Raw genomic sequence first — 16,828 nt, forward strand, 5'->3', positions numbered from 1 at the left:
CTCTAATTTCATTTCCCTATTTTCATTTTCCATCATGGATCGCTACTTGGCGATGCAATTAATTTCACCATTTTTATTTGGTGTCGGTGCATTTACTTCTGTAGTTTTAGCAATTGATAGTTTATTTGAATTATTACGAAAAGTTGTAGAATCTGGACTACCGCTGAATATTGCTTTAGAGATTTTCTTATTAAAGCTACCTTATGTCATGGTTTACTCCTTCCCCATGTCCACTTTGTTAGCTACTTTAATGACCTATAGTCGCCTGTCTAGCGAAAGTGAATTAATTGCTTTGCGTGGGTGTGGAGTTAGTGTTTATCGGATGGTTTTTACGGCGGTAGTGTTAAGTTTTGCAGTCACGATCATGACTTATATATTTAATGAGCAAATTGCCCCTGCGGCAAATTATAAAGCTACTATTACCCTAGCACAAGCCCTCAAGTCAGACCAACCTTCCTTTAAACAACAAAATATTTACTATCCTGAATATCGAGAATTTAAAGAAGCAGATGGTAGTAAAAATAAAATACTTTCTCGCTTATTTTATGCTGACCAATTTGATGGTAAGCAAATGAAAGGTTTAACAATTATAGATCGTTCTCGCGGCGGAGTTGATCAAATTGTTGTTTCCGAATCAGCTAAATGGAACGGTCAAAAACAAGTTTGGGATTTTTACAATGGGACTATCTATTTAGTAGCAACAGATCGCTCTTATCGGAATATTTTACGCTTTGAACATCAGCAATTACAACTCCCGCGCACTCCTTTAACCTTAGCCGAAAATAGCCGAGACTATGGCGAAATGAATATTTCTCAAGCCCTAGAACAACTAGAAATAGAACGTTTGGGTGGTAATGATCAGAAAATTCGCAAGCTACAAGTGCGAATTCAACAGAAAATTGCTTTTCCCTTTGTTTGCGTTATTTTTGGTTTAGTTGGCTCAGTTATGGGTAGCATCCCTCAACGCACTGGACGCGGGACGAGTTTTGGTATTAGTGTGATTGTGATTTTCAGTTATTATTTACTATTATCTGTTTCTGGAGCTTTAGCACAGGCTGGTATACTTTCTCCCATAATTGGTGCTTGGTTGCCCAATTTATTTGGATTAGTAACGGGTTTATTTTTATTAGTCCGAGTGGCCCAGAGATAATGTAAATTTATAAGTCAGTTATCTGGATATTAAGTTTTTTTAGTCATAATTTCATCAACAAAAGGCTATATATTATTTAATATCTAGCAGCATTTCGATATGAGTAAAATTCGCATTGTCGTTATTGAAGATCATTACCTCACTCGCTTCTCTATTTGCAAAGCATTACAACAAAAAAACGAAATTGAAGTAGTTGGAGAAGCTGGTAATGCCCGTCATGGTCTAATAATGTTAAAGAAGCTACAGCCAGATGTGGCAATTGTGGATATAGGTTTACCAGATCAAGATGGGATTGAACTAACCAAGGAAATTAAAGCGATCGCTAATCATCGTCAATTATCAAATACAAAGGTATTAATTCTAACGTCATCTGATAATAAAGCATCTGTACTTGCAGCCTTTAGCGCTGGTGCAGATTCCTACTGTATGAAAGATATCCGGTTTGATAATTTACTCGAAGCTATACGGGTAACTGCTGATGGTAATCCTTGGATTGATCCGATGATTGCTCGGATTATTTTAGAAAAGGCACAGCAGAAGACACATTTTGTCCAATCCAATGATAATAAACCACCTGTTAACTCTAGTATTCTCTCAGACAGAGAATTAGAAGTGTTAAAATTGATTACCAAAGGTTGTAGTAATGATGATATCGCCAAGAGACTTTATATTGTAACTGGAACTGTGAAAACACACATTAGCAATATTATGAATAAATTATGTGCTAATGATCGTACAGAAGCAGCAGTAATTGCTCTGCGTTCTGGCTTAGTTACATAATTATTAAATTAAGGACATCTTGCCATTCAAAGATGTGGAAAGTTGAGTCAAATTATGACTGATAAAAAGTTAGATAAGCTCAAGCTCATGGTGGTAGATGATGAGTTAGATAACTTAGAATTACTCTATCGCACATTTTGGAAAGATTTTAAAGTCTATAGAGCTAATAATGCCAGTGAAGCCTTGGCTATCTTAGAAAAAGAAGGTGAAATGGCTGTGATTATCTCTGACCAGAAAATGCCCGACATCAACGGTAGTGAATTATTAAGTTTGACGGTTGAGCGTTTTCCTGATACAATTCGGATTTTGCTAACTGGTTTTACTGATGTGGAAGATTTAGTAGATGCAATTAACTCTGGTCGCGTATTTAAGTACATTACTAAACCTTGGAATCCCAACCAACTTCAATTATTAGTTAAGCAAGCTAGTGACACATATCGCTTAGTTAAAAAACGGGTAGCAGAATTATCTCAGGCATTGCGACGGGAATCTTTATTTAATGCTATGACAAAGGCAATTAGAGAATCTTTAGACTATAACAATATGCTGCAAAAAGTTGTTGCCACGATGGGAGAGACATTTGCGGCTCATAATTGTTTACTCAAACCAGTAGAAGATGATTTATTAATACAACAGCCATTTTGCTATCAAAATCCTCAATCTGAAATCTGTAATTTACTTCCAGAACCTAGTGAGTTAATTGCTGAAGTTTTCCAAACCCAACATTATCAAATAACAGAAAATTTTTATAAAGATATCCCTTATCAATACTTGGTTATTCCCCTCATTTATCAACAACATTTACTAGCTATTGTTGCTATTTGTAAGTTAGGAAGCGATCAGATTTGGCATCAAGAAGATATTCAACTAATTACAGATGTGTCCGAACAAGCTGCTTTAGCAATTTCCCAAGCCAAACTCTATCAAAGTCTGCAAGAAAAACAACAACAAATTCACCTGGAGTTGGAAGTAGCTCGCCAAATTCAACATAATATATTACGGCAAACCCTACCGGAAATCACAGGTGTAAAAATCCAAGCTTGTTGCTATCCAGCAAGAGAGGTTGGGGGTGATTTTTTTGAGGTATTTGTCCATGCTAATGGTGATTTGTGGTTAGCAGTTGGTGATGTTTCTGGTAAGGGCGTGCCAGCGGCTTTATTTATGTCTAGTACGATTTCTCTGCTGCGTCGGGAACTATCTCAAGAAGTACCTGTAGAGCCAAATGTGATAATGCAGAATCTGAATTATGCTCTGAGTGATGACTTAATCATCAGTAATTATTTTATCACGATGGTTTTAGCCCGTTATCACCCAAGCACAAGAGAACTTGTCTATGCTAATTCTGGGCATATTTATCCTTTTATGTGGTCACAAAAAACAATTTTTAATGATTCTCCCCATTATCTGAAAGTTCGGAGTATTCCCTTGGGAATATTACCTAAATGGCAAGGAGAATCTGGCCGTTTGATTCTTGCTCCCGGAGATACATTACTGCTGGCTAGTGATGGAATCACGGAAGCAACTGGATGGGAAAATTTAGACAATCCCCAAACAACTAATCGTTCTATGCTCAATCAAGCAGGTTTGTGGCAACTGATTAAAAAACAAACTCAATCACTTAATCTGGATAATTTATTAGCTGTTATTCAAGCCAATAATGATCTCCAAGAAGATGATCAAACTATACTCTGTTTGGAGATTTTATAGGTTATGAAAAGTGAACTTCATGTTCCTAGTGACCTGAGTTTTATCAATATTGTAGAGAACTGGTTATTGGGATGTTTACAATTGCATCTAGGGGAATCTGTTGATTGGACAAAACAATCAAGTCTGTTACGATTAGTTTTGATAGAAGCATACTCTAATGCTGTTCGTCATGCTCATAAAGAAAAGCTAAATTTACCAATTTTACTGCGTTTAGAACTGAAAGACCGAGATTTATCAATAGAGATATGGGATCATGGTGAAGGTTTTGATCTGTCTACTTATTTTCCACCCAACCCCCTTGACAGACAAGAAGGTGGTTATGGTTGGTTAATTATGAATCGGTTGATGGATAAGGTAGAGTATAAATTACAGGTAAATGGTGCTAATTGTCTGAAGCTAGAAATGACTCTCACAGAACTATTGCCTGATGTTTTAAGAGATTGACAATCTCAGGTCTAAATACACTGAGATTGTTTAATCAAAGATATGACTTGCTCTACCAAGTTTTCACTAGTAGTCTGTCAAATTTATTTTGACGGGTTTTTGGTAGTGCGGGCCGAAAAGCCCGCGTGAGCGAGACGCTCACACTACAGTCCATCATTTTTATCTTGACAAACTACTAGGTAAAGTAAAGAAATCAATTCAGAATAAGTTGCAGAAAATTATTTGCTAATACCAGGAAATTCTGTAATTTACACACCATATTTAAATAAAATGATGGTGAGATGGGCATATTGCCTGTCCAAATTTCATCTCATTAAGAATCTTCTGGAAATACCCATTTTGGTGGTTCTGTCATTTTTTTCCGCAATCTTTCTTCAGCTATTTCTAGCATTTTGTCTAAAGAAGTTTCTTCAATAAACTTTGAAGTTGATTCTCTAAACTCGATATTGGGACATTTATCACCTAAAACGCAACCGTTAACACAGGCTTCAGCACAGTTAATTTTTTGCTCCACAATTAATTCCTCTCTAATTTGGGTGTTGTCACTTGGCAAATAAATTTGCCCTAATTTGTTTCTTAAACTAGTGTACTGTAGGGGTTTAAGATTGCGCTTTCCTCCTACTTCTAAATTTGTAGAAAAACGGCTCATGTCGGAATTATTAGCTAACACTGGAACTATTGCGGCGATCGCTACTGCTGTTGTCCCTCAGCAAGGTAGTGTAGGTATTGTGCGGGTTTCTGGTGATCAGGCAATGGCGATCGCGCACACTCTATTTTACGCCCCAGGGCGACAAGTTTGGTCAAGTCATCGCATCATTTATGGTTATATTCGTCAACCCCAAACTCAGCAAATTGTTGATGAAGCTTTATTATTAATAATGAAAGCCCCTCGGTCTTTTACCCGTGAAGATGTAGTAGAATTCCATTGTCACGGGGGAATTATGGCGGTGCAACAGGTATTGCAACTATGCTTGGAAAATGGCGCAAGATTAGCTCAACCGGGAGAATTTACATTAAGAGCATTTTTAAATGGCAGATTAGACTTAACCCAAGCGGAAAGTATAGCAGATTTAGTGGGAGCAAAATCACCTCAAGCTGCTCAAACGGCTTTGGCTGGATTACAAGGTAAATTAGCCCAACCTATCCGCAAATTACGGGCTAATTGTTTAGATATTTTGGCAGAAATTGAAGCCAGAATTGATTTTGAGGAAGATTTACCACCTTTAGATCAGCAAAGAATTATTGCAGATATTGAGCAAGTGACGGCGGAAATTAGCAAATTATTAGCCACAAAAGACAAGGGTGAATTACTGCGAACTGGTCTAAAAGTGGCGATAGTGGGGCGACCAAACGTGGGAAAATCGAGTTTATTAAATGCTTGGAGTCAGAGCGATCGCGCCATTGTCACCGACTTACCAGGAACAACCCGCGACGTGGTAGAATCTCAATTGGTTGTGGGAGGAATCCCCGTCCAGGTATTAGATACAGCGGGGATTCGGGAAACAGTAGATCAGGTAGAAAAAATCGGTGTAGAGCGATCGCATCGTGCCGCTAATGATGCTGATTTGGTATTATTTACCATTGACGCGGCCTCCGGTTGGACACCCGCAGATCAAGAAATTTATGAACAAGTAAAACACCGTCCGGTAATTTTAGTAATTAATAAAATTGACCTAATTTCATTAGCAGAACAGGAAAACCTGAAATCCAAAATCGAAAATCCAAAATCCAAAATTCTCACAGCCGCAGCCATAAATCAAGGAATTGATAATTTAGAAACAGCGATTTTAGAAATAGTTCAACAGGGAAAAGTTCAAGCCGCTGATCTGGATTTAGCAATTAATCAAAGACAAGCAGCAGCTTTAACAAAAGCCAAGATTGATTTAGCACAAGTGCAAATGACAATCACCGATAAATTACCCTTAGATTTTTGGACAATTGATTTAAGAGGAGCAATTCAAGCATTAGGAGAAATCACCGGAGAAGAAGTTACAGAATCGGTTTTAGATCGGATTTTTAGCCGCTTCTGTATTGGTAAATAAGATCATTTATTGTTTGCAGTCCCCTAATAATATCTCAAAATTGCAGTATTTTAGACCGTGATGATTTCTTTGATGATCACATAAGGTTCAACAATCAGAGCATTAAATCGCTTCTCACGGTTGAGATTCCATTCTCCCACTTGATCTATTGTCGGTTTGGCTAATAATTGTTCATCTATCCAATGTTGCACTGAAAGAATATTATCACTAGCGATCGCTTCTCCCACATCTAATAAGTCTAAATTCTCCGCTACCAAAATCACCGCATCTTTTTGGACATGGGGAATTAACCACTCCCATTCTGCTTCATCGAGATTTTGCTGTAATTTTTCCCGTAATTCCGACATAATTCCCCACTTTATTGATTATTACTTTAATTTTACAATATTAGAAACCAATTTTATGTGAGGCTACACAGAATCATAAAATCCATGAATTCATCCGTCTTCATCTGCGTTTATTTGCGTTTATCTGCGTTCAAATCTTATTCTATTTAGTATTACAATCATTTTAATGTCAAAGCCGAGATTATGTCCTATTAAAAAAGCATCTTGGATAAATTCTAGAAACTCTGTAAATACATCAATTGCATTTTTGCCATTTGCTGCTAAAAATTCATCACTATAACCGTGTATTTGTGCTGAATCTCCCACAGAAACAGTATTTTGAATATAAGCATGAGATTTTGATTTTATCTCACCATTGATTAATTTAATTGCTGCAATTTCAATTACTTCATCTTTACCAGCTAAAAGTCCTGTAGTTTATACATCAAAAACTACAATTGTTCCCGAATTATAAGCGGTAATTAAATTAATATTAATAATGCTCCGTTGACGTGGTTGATGATTTTTAGTTGTTCGGGGTTGAGTTGAGTTTGTGACATAGGAAATATGACAATTTAGACAGTTAACAACGAAACATCAGATATGTGATATTTATTTTTATCTTGAATATACATGAGCAGAGATTTAGCAACATATTCTGCTAACTTAATAGGTACAGCATTACCAATCATCTGTTCTAAATCTGTTTTTGAACCTGCAAAAATAAAATTATCAGGGAAAGTTTGAAGATAACTTCTTTCACGAGTAGTTAATGGACGCAAATCTGGTGTTAATGGTGCAACATCTCCGGGGTGTTGTTGATAAGTTTTAGGTATTGGCCTATTCACACCTCTAATAGTTGGACTTGGTTCATCAATACTAAAAATAGCTCTTCTTTGATAACTTCTAGGATGACGATAATAATATTCAATTCCTAAACTATTCCCTAAATAATCTCTAATAGTTGTCGGTTTTTTAGATAAATTAGCTTCTAGATAAGTCTTGAGATTATCATCTTTACCACCAAGTTCTCCTATGCAGAAAAATCTCTTCCTCTTTTGTGGTACACCACATAAACTAGCATCTAATACCTTTTCGGTTAAACCATAACCAGCAGATTTAAGAATTTGCTTAAACTCTTGATATTTGTGAGATTTTCTAAACAATTCTACATTTTCTAAAACAAACCATTGACTAGAAACACTAGCTACTATTTCAGCAAATGTAATACTTAAATCACCTCTCCCTAAATCTTCATTCCGCTTACCAGCACTCGAAAAATCTTGACATGGTGGACCACCAATAATTACATCAGGTAAAAATTGTTTAAATATTGAATAATTATTATTTACCTGACTCAAATCATATTCAAAAATCGGATGATGAAAGTTTTGCTGATAAACATTTATGGCAGATTTCCAGTTTTCAAAAGCAGCGACAATCTCAAATCCACTATTTTGAAATCCTAGTGATAACCCACCACAACCAGAGAATAAATCTATGACTTTTAAGGAAGAGGATTTCATTTGTATATTTATTCGTGTAATACCAATTTTATGTAAGGCTGCACAGAATAAAAATTATCCGCGTTTATCCGCGTTTATCTGCGTTTGATTATCTTTTAAATCTTATTCTATGCAGCTTCATCTCAATTTGGTGCAGAATGTCTAATTGCATTAGAATGTTTTTGATAATATACTTAGATAATAACGCATTTATTATGTATACTGAAAACTCTTGTGGGGTAGGCATCCTGCCTGCCCTATAATAAATTCTTACCTACCCAAATCGTGCATTGCATTAATTGCGTCCGCACACATTTGAGTAACTCTTTCCAATTCCTCCTTCTTAGTAGAAATGGGAGCATCAATTAACTTCCCAATTCTCAAAGTCAAAGGTACAGAACGGGGTACAGAAGAACCGGGTTGTAAAATCTTCTCACTTCCCCATAAACACACTGGTAAAAAAGGAGCTTTGGCCTTAGCTGCGAGGAGGGCTGCACCTCTTTTGGGGTCATGAATGCGACCATCGGTCGTGCGTGTACCTTCCAAAAACACACCTACAGCCCAACCATTATCTAAATATTCTAAAGCGGAACGGATAGCATTGCGGTCAGCACTACCGCGACTTACAGGATACGCACCGTATAATTTAATGGCTTGTGATAAAACAGGAACTTTAAATAATTCTTCTTTAGCCATATAAGCAACTGGACGACGCACAGAAGTAGAAACTATCGGGGGGTCGAAGTAACTAGCATGATTACTAACTACTATGACCGGTCCAGATTGGGGGACATTTTCCGCACCATAAATCTTGCCGCGAAAATATGTGTGCAGCAAAGGGCTAATTACCGACCACTTCAAGGCGTGATACAGTGCTAAACTAATTAAGGGTTCACGAGTTCTAGTCACGGAAGATAATATAAATAAAATAGAATCCAAAAGTCAGAATTCAGGAGTCAGAACTTATTTTAACCTCTAACTCCCAAATCTAACCGCTGATTTTGCCTGTATTAGTTTCCTAACGTTAAAGCCTGTTGTCCTTGAGGTGAACTAGCATAACCTAAAAATGCTTGAACTCCAGCACTAGCAGGGTCTTTATAGACATAATACAGTGAACGTTTGAAAGGATAACTAGCCGCTTCTGGAGTCAAGCCTTCAATAGCCACGACTCGCACGGTTTGCTGATTAGCAACTTGAGCAAAAGTCGCATAGCCGATACCATCTTTTTTCAAAGCTTGAACTAAGGGAGTTGTGGCATCTTGGGGTAAGGTCGTAATATTGGGTGTAGTCCCAAAATTAGCTCCTTTTAAGACTAATTCTTTAAAAGTTTGATGTGTGCCACTAATTGCTGGACGATTAATGACGCGGATAGTTGCGGCTGAACCACCTACGGCTGACCAATTATTAATTTTTCCCTGAAATATATCTGCAACTTGACTGCTGGTTAATCCTCGGTTGAAAGGATTGGCTTTACCGACTATCAGAGCGATCGCATCTTGTGTTACAGTAACAGCCTTTAATCCCTGACTTTGTTCCTGTGTTGTCAATGGTCTAGAAGCTGCCGCAATATCAACTTTACCAGCCAATAGATCATTAATTCCCTTATCTGTCCCATTCGCTACAGCATCTACTTTTGTACCGGGAAACTGTTTCTCAAAGCCATTTTTGAGATTTTGGTTAATTGTCACCATACTCGTAGAACCGTCTATTTTGACAGTAGTACCGCTGGCTACAGTTGCGGGTAGTGGGAAAGTCCCCGTCGTGGTAGTTGTTGTCTCACCACCGGGAAAATTATTACCTGGCTGTGTAGTTATCGTTGCAGGATTACGCATGAAAAACCACCAGTAACCACCACCCAAAAGCCCTAAAAATAGCAAAATAAAAACAATAGGAGGCGGTCCGCTTCTCTGACTCATAAATTACCTAATTATTCTGGTAGTTGTTTAGGTTTAGAATCCTGTAACCTTTGTAAGCGACGGGCAACTTCGTCGTCTAAAGTCATATTTTCGATTTCAGCCTGGAGTTTTTCCGCTGGATTTTCCGACAATTCTGCTAAAGCTTCTGTCTGCAAATTCCGACGTTCAACCGCACTTTTAGCCTTTTCAAAATCACTTTTAGCCGAACCAATGTCAAATTCATTATTGACTTTAGCAATCATAGCCAGGGCTTCATTTACCTCTGACATATCCTTGATGTTCTGCATATCAGATTTGTAGGTTTCTAATTTTACGCGCTCCCGGTTGAGCCTATCCTTAGAAGCTTTGACCGAAGTTTCTGCTTGTTTAACCATTTCCTCCAGTTTGGGCAAAATTTGCTCTGTTTGAATTAGCTTACTCATGGCCATTCGCGCAGCTTCTTCATTACCACTACGTTGAGCAATCATAGCTTGTTGCTCTAGAGTTTTGGATTCTGTAATTTTTGCCTCATATTTGCGCTTAGCAGTCTTATATGCGCCCTCTTGAGCCGCAACTGCTGCCGCTAGTTTCTGAACGGCTTCTTGCATTGACTGAAGGGATTCTTCAGCAACTGCTACAGCCACTTTACCACCAGACTCTACAGGCATTCCCCATAACCAGTTCCAAATCCCAACTATGGTTCGTCCTGCCCTTTCACCCATTATCCAGTAGACAGCTTTTTTCATAACTGAAAGTTATTGCAGTAAGGATGGTTATGGTAATATTTTTACCTTAAACTTGACATACATCCCAGTTGTATGTCAACTTTTTTCATCATTTTTGATTTACTTTAACAGTTTTGCGTAATTCCCCACCCTCAATGTACTCATAGCTTGCCTGGGAATGATAGCGCAGCGTGGCGTAAGCCATATTCCCAGTCTGATAGCAAAAGTTGTCTTTTGATGACTAAATAAGCAGAATATTTTTTAAATTGTTGAGTTTACTTTAGTAAACTTTGGTTATAAAACTTCAAATCTCAGCCGTTTCGGATATCCCTACTTACTATCATCACTTAGATGATTTGTGCATAAGATTGGACAATCTACAGATTTGTTTCCCGACCAATCTGTGAAGATATTATCATCTTTGTAATGTCTGGGTGTTTGCAGCATCAATTCCCATACTTTGCCAGCATTCAACAAATTAAATTTCTCAGGATAATGTGTTTGTAATAGTGCTTGCACCATTGGCGCATAATCTGAATTTATGCCGGGAAAAATGTGATGTTCTGTATGGTAAGAAAAGTTTAAATGTAAAAGATCAAATATTTTAGGAACTCGAATAGAGAGACTATTGATCAGCACATCATTTACACTTGTCATGGGACATAACATATGATTAGTATAGATATAAAATATCAACCCTGCATAGCCTATCCAAATGGGTAAAAAGTAGCTAAGAAGCAGTTTGATGGGATGGAATTCCAGGTAGGTTAAGATACTCGCATGAATGCCGACAATCATTAATAATTCTAGTGCTATTGCTCGTCGTTCTTTCCCACTAACTCTAAAAGCCACCACAGGATATTGGGCTTTACCATTATTGAATAATAAAACTGAGGTGAGATTACGAAATGCGTGAACTCCCCAAGCATGACCCATTCCTATAAATAATAAAATAGGATTTACCTCAGCCGAAGGCACAAAAGCATTCTGAATCCATTTACCCCAATTTTTAGGTTGACTGTCCAAATAATTGCGATCTGGATCTTGTAAAGAATTTGTTTTATTGTGATGTTCTCGATTGTGTATAGCCTTCCATAAAGTTGGTGGCATCCATAACATTGTAAGTCCCAATAAACTAATTACTTGTCTTAACCAGGGATTTTTAACCGTGCGGCTGTGCAGCAAATTGTGGGTGCTAAATAGGAGAACAATCACACTATTAGCCATCACTAATGCTAATGGCAAATACAGCCAAAGAAAATACCAATTCCAGTCATCAAGATGATTGGCGATTCCCCAGCCCAGAATCATAATTGCTAGATTAATTAAAAGAATCCAGAGTTTATTAGTATCAGGAAGAAATGCCTCTGATGGTAGTAAAGGACGCAGCTTTTTAGCATATTCTGCTTGGGTCATCCAAGTTTTTTGTGCAAGTGTATTCATGAATCTTTGTAGTTTTCTTTACAGGGTTATTAGTCCAAGTTTTGAGCAATTTTAAGTAGGGTTTGCTGAATAAGTACCCAAAGCGAACCTAGATGCCACACAGTGCTAAAAATGGTGGTTTGGGAGATTGGTTTCCAAATTCACCCCCTGATTTTCCATAGAAATGCAAGGATTTTGAGGCTCTAAATGCCATATCCTTGCACTTTTTTGTTGTCAAAATCCGCGAAACCCTTATTGAGAAGCGGTTCTAGCTTTACTCAGCAAGCCCTAAGTACAAGGTTGACTTTTTGGCGTTATCTTACTTTAATCCTGACAAATTAATGAAGTTCATCAAATAAATTTTGAGACAATAAAAATAGACATCATAGAAAGGTTATGTTGCCAATTTCATCTACATAATGACTTATTTAATTGTGAATTAATTTGTGCAATTACCTATTCAGGTAACTCCTCAGCATTACGAATGTTCTCTAAAATCAAGCCAGTTGCAGTCCGTTTAATCAAACCTGTTAAGACGTTCCCAGGACCAATTTCCACAACTTTCTCAATGCCATTTTCTGATAATTGCAAAGAAATTTCTCGCCAACGCACAGGACCTGTCATTTGTTGAGAAAGACGCTGTTTTAAAGTTTCCGCTGCTACCGCCGGAATTGGATCTACATTAGACAAAACTGGGACGGTTGCTGACTGAAAAATTACTGAATCGAGAACTTGTTGAAATTCCGTTGCTGCTGCTTTCATTAAATGGGAATGAAATGCGCCCGAAACCTTTAAGGGAATAGCCCGTTTAGCTTTGACTTGTGACATGACAGCCTGTACAGCTTCGGGAGTTCCAGAAATAACAACTTGGGCAGGACTGTTATCATTTGCTAAAACTACATTAGGTGTTTCGCTAATAACTTTTTCTAATTCTTCTCGGTCAAAGTTCATTAGTGCGGCCATCATTCCCCCAGCAGCACTATCCATTAATTCTGCCCGTCGTTTTACCAAATGTAACCCAGCAGACCATTCAAACACACCAGCCACATAAAGGGCTATATACTCGCCTAAACTATGACCCGCAACTAAGTCTGGTTGCTGTCCTTTTTCCCGCAAAATATCAGCAATAATACTTTCGATTACATATAAACTAGGTTGGGTATAAAGTGTCCGTGATAAGGTTTCAATATCACTTTGGCAGATATCTGTGACAGACCAGCCCAAAATTTCCTCAGCTTGAATAAATTTTTCTTTGGCAGATGGTAGATTTAACAAGTCTATTCCCATTCCCAGCGATTGAGAACCTTGTCCGGGAAACACCCATGCAGTTTTAGTCATTTGTTCTTTGTTAGTTGTTAGTTGTCAGTAGGGGCGAAGCATTTGGAAGATAAATTATCGGTCATTGCCAAAAATAGTTCTCCAAATGCTTCGCCCGTACAGTTGTCAGTTGTTCGTTGTTATTAATTTTCTGATTTTTAATTCTCAATTTTGAATTGTTTATCTTCCCCATTTAAAAATGGCTGCACCCCAGGAAAGACCGGCACCAAAACCAGATGCAGCAATAATATCATTGGGTTTGATTTTCCCGGCTCGCACTGCTTCATCTAACGCCAGGGGGATAGATGCGGCGGAGGTGTTACCATAGTCGGATACATTACTGATCACTTTATGTTCGGGAATCTCTAAGCGTTCAGCAACGGAATTGATAATTCTTTGATTTGCTTGATGTAATACCAGCCAATCTATATTTTCAACTTTGAGATTAGCTGCAAACAGGGCTTTGTCTATTACTTCTGGGACTTTTTGCACAGCGAAGCGGTAGACTTCTTTGCCGTTCATGGTAATGGGGTGATATTTGCCTGTAGATACATGAATATCTGGTGTCAGTTCTGTGGTAGAGGCGTTATAGGACAGGTTAAGACAATTGTTTTGAGAACCATCGCTTTTGAGGCAAAATCCTAATAGGCGATCGCTCTTATTAGCCTGTAATACCACTGCCCCAGCCCCATCACCAAATAACACACAACTACGTCTATCTTGCCAATCTACCCACCGAGAGAGGATATCAGCCCCAATTAAGAGTACATTTTGATAAACACCTGTTCTGATGTATTGTGCGGCTGTAACTAAACCAAAGACAAAACCAGAACAAGCGGCGGTTAAGTCAAAGGCGACTGCTTTGGTAGCACCTAATTCACCTTGAACACGGCAAGCAGTGCCGAATAGGTCATCAGGGGTGGATGTGGCCAATAAAATTAAATCTATGTCTGCTGCTGTGATCCCGGCGGCAGCAATGGCCTGTTGACTAGCCGCAGTGGCCAATGATGCCAGTGAGTCAGGGGGCAACGCTAACCGTCTTTGACGAATTCCTGTTCTTGAGGCAATCCACTCATCTGATGTTTCTACCAGTTGAGTTAACTCTTGGTTGTGTAAACAAGTTGCTGGGACTGCTGAACCACTGCCTGTAATTGCTATACCACCGTTAAAAAAATTTTGCACTTCTTTTTTTCCTCAATTGTCAATTGTCATTTGTAAATTGTCAGTTGTCTTGTTTGTAAGCATTAATAACGAGTACCAATGACAATCCCAATTTTAGATTTGAGATCAAGAACAATAGATTTATAAAAGTAATTATGAATCTAAAATCCGCAATCTAAAATTGGATGACAAGTGACAAATGGCTGTTAGCGGAGGATCTCTACTTTTGAGAAGTAATAGTTAACTACTTTCATTTTGGAGAATTTTATATTGGGATTGAAGTCTTTCTAACACCTGATTATCTACGGCTTCTTTAGCCATGCGAATGGCACTAAAAATAGATGGTGCTTGGGAACTGCCATGACCAATAAAACAAATACCGCTGACACCCAAAAGCAAAGCGCCTCCATGTTCAGCGTGATCCATGCGCTGTTTAACGCGTTTTAAGTTGGGTTTTAAAATCGCTGTACCGATTTGACCGTGTATCCCTTGGGGTAATTCTTCTCGGAGAATTTGCAGAATTACTCCGCCAACTGCTTCGGCAAATTTTAATAAAATATTACCCACAAAGCCGTCGCAAACAATCACATCAAATTCACCGGACAATACATCACGCCCTTCAGCATTACCAGTGAAATTAATTTGAGTATTTTCCCGTAACAATTGGTGGGCGCGAAGAACTACTTCGTTACCTTTAGTATCTTCTTCGCCAATATTCAATAAACCTATTTTGGGATTTTCTGTTCCCAAAACATACTGACTGTAAATTGAACCCATGACTGCAAACTGCTCTAAAAACTTAGGGCGACAGTCTACATTAGCACCGACATCCAGGATCATTACTGGCTTGCCGGCTTTGATGGTGGGGAATACTGTGCCAATTGCTGGGCGGTCAATTCCCGGTAATCTTCCTAAGCGTAGCAAAGCTGAGGCCATGGCTGCCCCAGAGTGTCCAGCAGAAAATACAGCATCTGCTTGTTGATTTTTAACTAAATCCATCGCTATGTTGATGGAAGATTTCCGCTTGCGTCTAACTGCGTTGAGAGGATCTTCATCCATAGCGATCGTTTCCTCGGCAGGAACAATCTCCAAATCCGCCATAGTTGTCTTTGGCGGCATTACAGCCTCGATTTGTTGGGGATCTCCAACCAGTAATATTTTTACACCCAATTCCTCTCGCGCCCGCAGTGCGCCGGCGACGATTTCAGCGGGTGCATGATCTCCCCCCATTGCGTCAATTGCGATCCTTACACCAGTCGATCCCATTGCTCAGAGCTTATAGAAACCTTACAAATTTTATCAGATTGCAATACTTAAAAATTTAAAATTCTCAAAAAAGCATAAGAAAATCTACTTTTTCTCAAATCAAGAGAATTAATATACTTAATTTCGTTAAAGTCCGCTTGCTAATACTTACTTATAATTATATTTACTAGTATCCAAAAAAAATCAAAAATTTAGATTCCCGACTTTTTCAAAAAATCGAGAATCTGGAAAAACCTTATAAACTTCTGGGAAGGTGTGTATCTAACCAAGTAACTAAATCAGATATTCCTGAAAAATCTAAAAACTCTTCTCCCAATATTTCTAACTGTTCAGTAGGTAATAAACGAATTCGTTCAACTATAAATGAATCCATTTCTCCAAACCGCCGATTTAATTGACGATTCAGGAAACGGAAAGCTTCTTTTTGTTCTCCCTTTTGCAAAATATCCTGATAAATTACAGATTCTTGCATAATATCCTCACTCAATAATTGACGAATTAGATTTTTATCGAATCGTAAACCTGCTAAAATCTCCGTGTAAGCAGCAGTATTCTGTCTGGCTGGTACATCTGTAATTTTAGCAATTTCTGTGGCTACTTGGGATAATAACCCTGGTGCGGAATTTGTTCTTGTTAATGGTGCTAAAGGTAATAATGCTGGGTTATGGAGAAACAAATCTGAATCTTGTTCCCACATTCGGATGACTCGATAGCGATGATTTGTCATTTCATCAATATAAGCCTCGGTAAAAGCGATTTCATTACTTGTTTCCTGCAAGAAAATCACCACTTGGGTAACAGGTAGATTATATTGTCTAACTAATCTGACAAAATAATCCAATATTCTTAACGGAATGGGAGTTTCTGATTTGGTGTTAGTTTGAAATTCTAGATGTAGGATTCTGTTCTTTGTTTGCAGCAATATAACCGAATCTGCGCGAATTGGTTCAATACTTAATTCGGCTTTTAAGACTTTAATTTTTTCGACTTCTTCAGGTAATAACCAGTTGGCAAAATCAAGGGGATATTTTTCCGCTAGGATTTTACAGACATTATCAAAACTCACAATTCACACCCTGATTCACAAT

General features: G+C 38.1%; 17 protein-coding genes. 5 read left to right on the plus strand and 12 right to left on the minus strand.

The annotated features are described in order from the left end of the window. The first annotated feature begins 34 nt into the window (after positions 1-34). The 4 genes from BMF77_RS13420 (at position 35) to BMF77_RS13435 (ending at position 4,081) form a co-directional block, all read left to right on the plus strand. Positions 35-1,150, plus strand: a complete 1,116-nt coding sequence (locus BMF77_RS13420; protein ID WP_148763439.1) for an LptF/LptG family permease — start codon at positions 35-37, stop codon at positions 1,148-1,150. Between the two features lie 99 nt (positions 1,151-1,249). After that, positions 1,250-1,930: a response regulator transcription factor gene (locus BMF77_RS13425; RefSeq protein ID WP_015078305.1), complete on the plus strand. Its 681-nt coding sequence runs from the start codon at positions 1,250-1,252 to the stop codon at positions 1,928-1,930. 54 nt (positions 1,931-1,984) lie between these two features. Further along, positions 1,985-3,637 (plus strand): SpoIIE family protein phosphatase, encoded by a 1,653-nt coding sequence (locus BMF77_RS13430; protein ID WP_148763441.1) that lies wholly within the window; start codon positions 1,985-1,987, stop codon positions 3,635-3,637. Between the two features lie 3 nt (positions 3,638-3,640). Continuing rightward, the gene (locus tag BMF77_RS13435; RefSeq protein ID WP_148763443.1) at positions 3,641-4,081 is read left to right on the plus strand and encodes an anti-sigma regulatory factor; all 441 of its coding nucleotides are present in this window, start codon (positions 3,641-3,643) and stop codon (positions 4,079-4,081) included. A 313-nt stretch (positions 4,082-4,394) separates the two neighbouring features. Here BMF77_RS13435 and BMF77_RS13440 read toward each other — a convergent pair whose 3' ends face one another. Beyond that, on the minus strand, positions 4,395-4,595 hold the full coding sequence (locus tag BMF77_RS13440) for a hypothetical protein (RefSeq protein ID WP_148766971.1): 201 nt from the start codon (positions 4,593-4,595) through the stop codon (positions 4,395-4,397). A 133-nt stretch (positions 4,596-4,728) separates the two neighbouring features. Here BMF77_RS13440 and mnmE point away from each other — a divergent pair, with 133 nt between their 5' ends. Further along, entirely contained in the window at positions 4,729-6,123 is a 1,395-nt protein-coding gene (mnmE, locus tag BMF77_RS13445) for a tRNA uridine-5-carboxymethylaminomethyl(34) synthesis GTPase MnmE (RefSeq protein WP_148763446.1), read from the plus strand. A gap of 50 nt (positions 6,124-6,173) precedes the next feature. Here mnmE and BMF77_RS13450 read toward each other — a convergent pair whose 3' ends face one another. The 11 genes from BMF77_RS13450 to BMF77_RS13500 all read right to left on the minus strand — a co-directional run bounded on the left by BMF77_RS13450 (position 6,174) and on the right by BMF77_RS13500 (position 16,806). Further along, the gene (locus BMF77_RS13450; RefSeq protein WP_015078300.1) at positions 6,174-6,470 is read right to left on the minus strand and encodes a DUF2288 domain-containing protein; all 297 of its coding nucleotides are present in this window, start codon (positions 6,468-6,470) and stop codon (positions 6,174-6,176) included. 120 nt (positions 6,471-6,590) lie between these two features. Further along, a complete protein-coding gene (locus BMF77_RS27330; protein WP_210422364.1) occupies positions 6,591-6,854 on the minus strand; it encodes an exonuclease domain-containing protein in 264 nt (87 codons plus the stop codon). A 170-nt stretch (positions 6,855-7,024) separates the two neighbouring features. Further along, the gene (locus BMF77_RS13460; RefSeq protein ID WP_148763448.1) at positions 7,025-7,975 is read right to left on the minus strand and encodes a DNA cytosine methyltransferase; all 951 of its coding nucleotides are present in this window, start codon (positions 7,973-7,975) and stop codon (positions 7,025-7,027) included. Positions 7,976-8,224: 249 nt separating this feature from the next. Then, entirely contained in the window at positions 8,225-8,863 is a 639-nt protein-coding gene (locus BMF77_RS13465; protein ID WP_148763450.1) for a 1-acyl-sn-glycerol-3-phosphate acyltransferase, read from the minus strand. 101 nt (positions 8,864-8,964) lie between these two features. Beyond that, complete coding sequence (locus BMF77_RS13470) at positions 8,965-9,870, minus strand: phosphate ABC transporter substrate-binding protein (protein ID WP_148763452.1); 906 nt, start codon at positions 9,868-9,870, stop codon at positions 8,965-8,967. Positions 9,871-9,881: 11 nt separating this feature from the next. Continuing rightward, the gene (locus BMF77_RS13475) at positions 9,882-10,595 is read right to left on the minus strand and encodes a PspA/IM30 family protein (RefSeq protein ID WP_148763454.1); all 714 of its coding nucleotides are present in this window, start codon (positions 10,593-10,595) and stop codon (positions 9,882-9,884) included. Positions 10,596-10,904: 309 nt separating this feature from the next. Next, positions 10,905-12,017 (minus strand): fatty acid desaturase, encoded by a 1,113-nt coding sequence (locus tag BMF77_RS13480; RefSeq protein WP_148763456.1) that lies wholly within the window; start codon positions 12,015-12,017, stop codon positions 10,905-10,907. 435 nt (positions 12,018-12,452) lie between these two features. Next, positions 12,453-13,334: an ACP S-malonyltransferase gene (fabD, locus tag BMF77_RS13485; protein ID WP_148763458.1), complete on the minus strand. Its 882-nt coding sequence runs from the start codon at positions 13,332-13,334 to the stop codon at positions 12,453-12,455. Between the two features lie 159 nt (positions 13,335-13,493). After that, positions 13,494-14,495: a beta-ketoacyl-ACP synthase III gene (locus tag BMF77_RS13490; protein WP_015078293.1), complete on the minus strand. Its 1,002-nt coding sequence runs from the start codon at positions 14,493-14,495 to the stop codon at positions 13,494-13,496. Between the two features lie 219 nt (positions 14,496-14,714). After that, on the minus strand, positions 14,715-15,740 hold the full coding sequence (plsX, locus tag BMF77_RS13495; protein ID WP_148763460.1) for a phosphate acyltransferase PlsX: 1,026 nt from the start codon (positions 15,738-15,740) through the stop codon (positions 14,715-14,717). Positions 15,741-15,975: 235 nt separating this feature from the next. Further along, positions 15,976-16,806 (minus strand): DUF4351 domain-containing protein, encoded by an 831-nt coding sequence (locus tag BMF77_RS13500; RefSeq protein ID WP_148763462.1) that lies wholly within the window; start codon positions 16,804-16,806, stop codon positions 15,976-15,978. Between the last annotated feature and the right edge of the window lie 22 nt (positions 16,807-16,828).

It is taken from the genome of Dolichospermum sp. UHCC 0315A (assembly GCF_008121535.1).
GTDB lineage: Bacteria > Cyanobacteriota > Cyanobacteriia > Cyanobacteriales > Nostocaceae > Dolichospermum > Dolichospermum lemmermannii.

What these genes read in the sequence shown, in the direction of transcription:
- BMF77_RS13420 (WP_148763439.1), top strand. Translation starts at nt 35, where the DNA reads ATGGATCGCTACTTGGCGATGCAATTAATTTCACCATTTTTATTTGGT.
- BMF77_RS13425 (WP_015078305.1), top strand. Translation starts at nt 1,250, where the DNA reads ATGAGTAAAATTCGCATTGTCGTTATTGAAGATCATTACCTCACTCGC.
- BMF77_RS13430 (WP_148763441.1), top strand. Translation starts at nt 1,985, where the DNA reads ATGACTGATAAAAAGTTAGATAAGCTCAAGCTCATGGTGGTAGATGAT.
- BMF77_RS13435 (WP_148763443.1), top strand. Translation starts at nt 3,641, where the DNA reads ATGAAAAGTGAACTTCATGTTCCTAGTGACCTGAGTTTTATCAATATT.
- mnmE (WP_148763446.1), top strand. Translation starts at nt 4,729, where the DNA reads ATGTCGGAATTATTAGCTAACACTGGAACTATTGCGGCGATCGCTACT.
- BMF77_RS13450 (WP_015078300.1), bottom strand. Translation starts at nt 6,470, where the DNA reads ATGTCGGAATTACGGGAAAAATTACAGCAAAATCTCGATGAAGCAGAA.
- BMF77_RS13460 (WP_148763448.1), bottom strand. Translation starts at nt 7,975, where the DNA reads ATGAAATCCTCTTCCTTAAAAGTCATAGATTTATTCTCTGGTTGTGGT.
- BMF77_RS13470 (WP_148763452.1), bottom strand. Translation starts at nt 9,870, where the DNA reads ATGAGTCAGAGAAGCGGACCGCCTCCTATTGTTTTTATTTTGCTATTT.
- BMF77_RS13475 (WP_148763454.1), bottom strand. Translation starts at nt 10,595, where the DNA reads ATGAAAAAAGCTGTCTACTGGATAATGGGTGAAAGGGCAGGACGAACC.
- BMF77_RS13480 (WP_148763456.1), bottom strand. Translation starts at nt 12,017, where the DNA reads ATGAATACACTTGCACAAAAAACTTGGATGACCCAAGCAGAATATGCT.
- fabD (WP_148763458.1), bottom strand. Translation starts at nt 13,334, where the DNA reads ATGACTAAAACTGCATGGGTGTTTCCCGGACAAGGTTCTCAATCGCTG.
- plsX (WP_148763460.1), bottom strand. Translation starts at nt 15,740, where the DNA reads ATGGGATCGACTGGTGTAAGGATCGCAATTGACGCAATGGGGGGAGAT.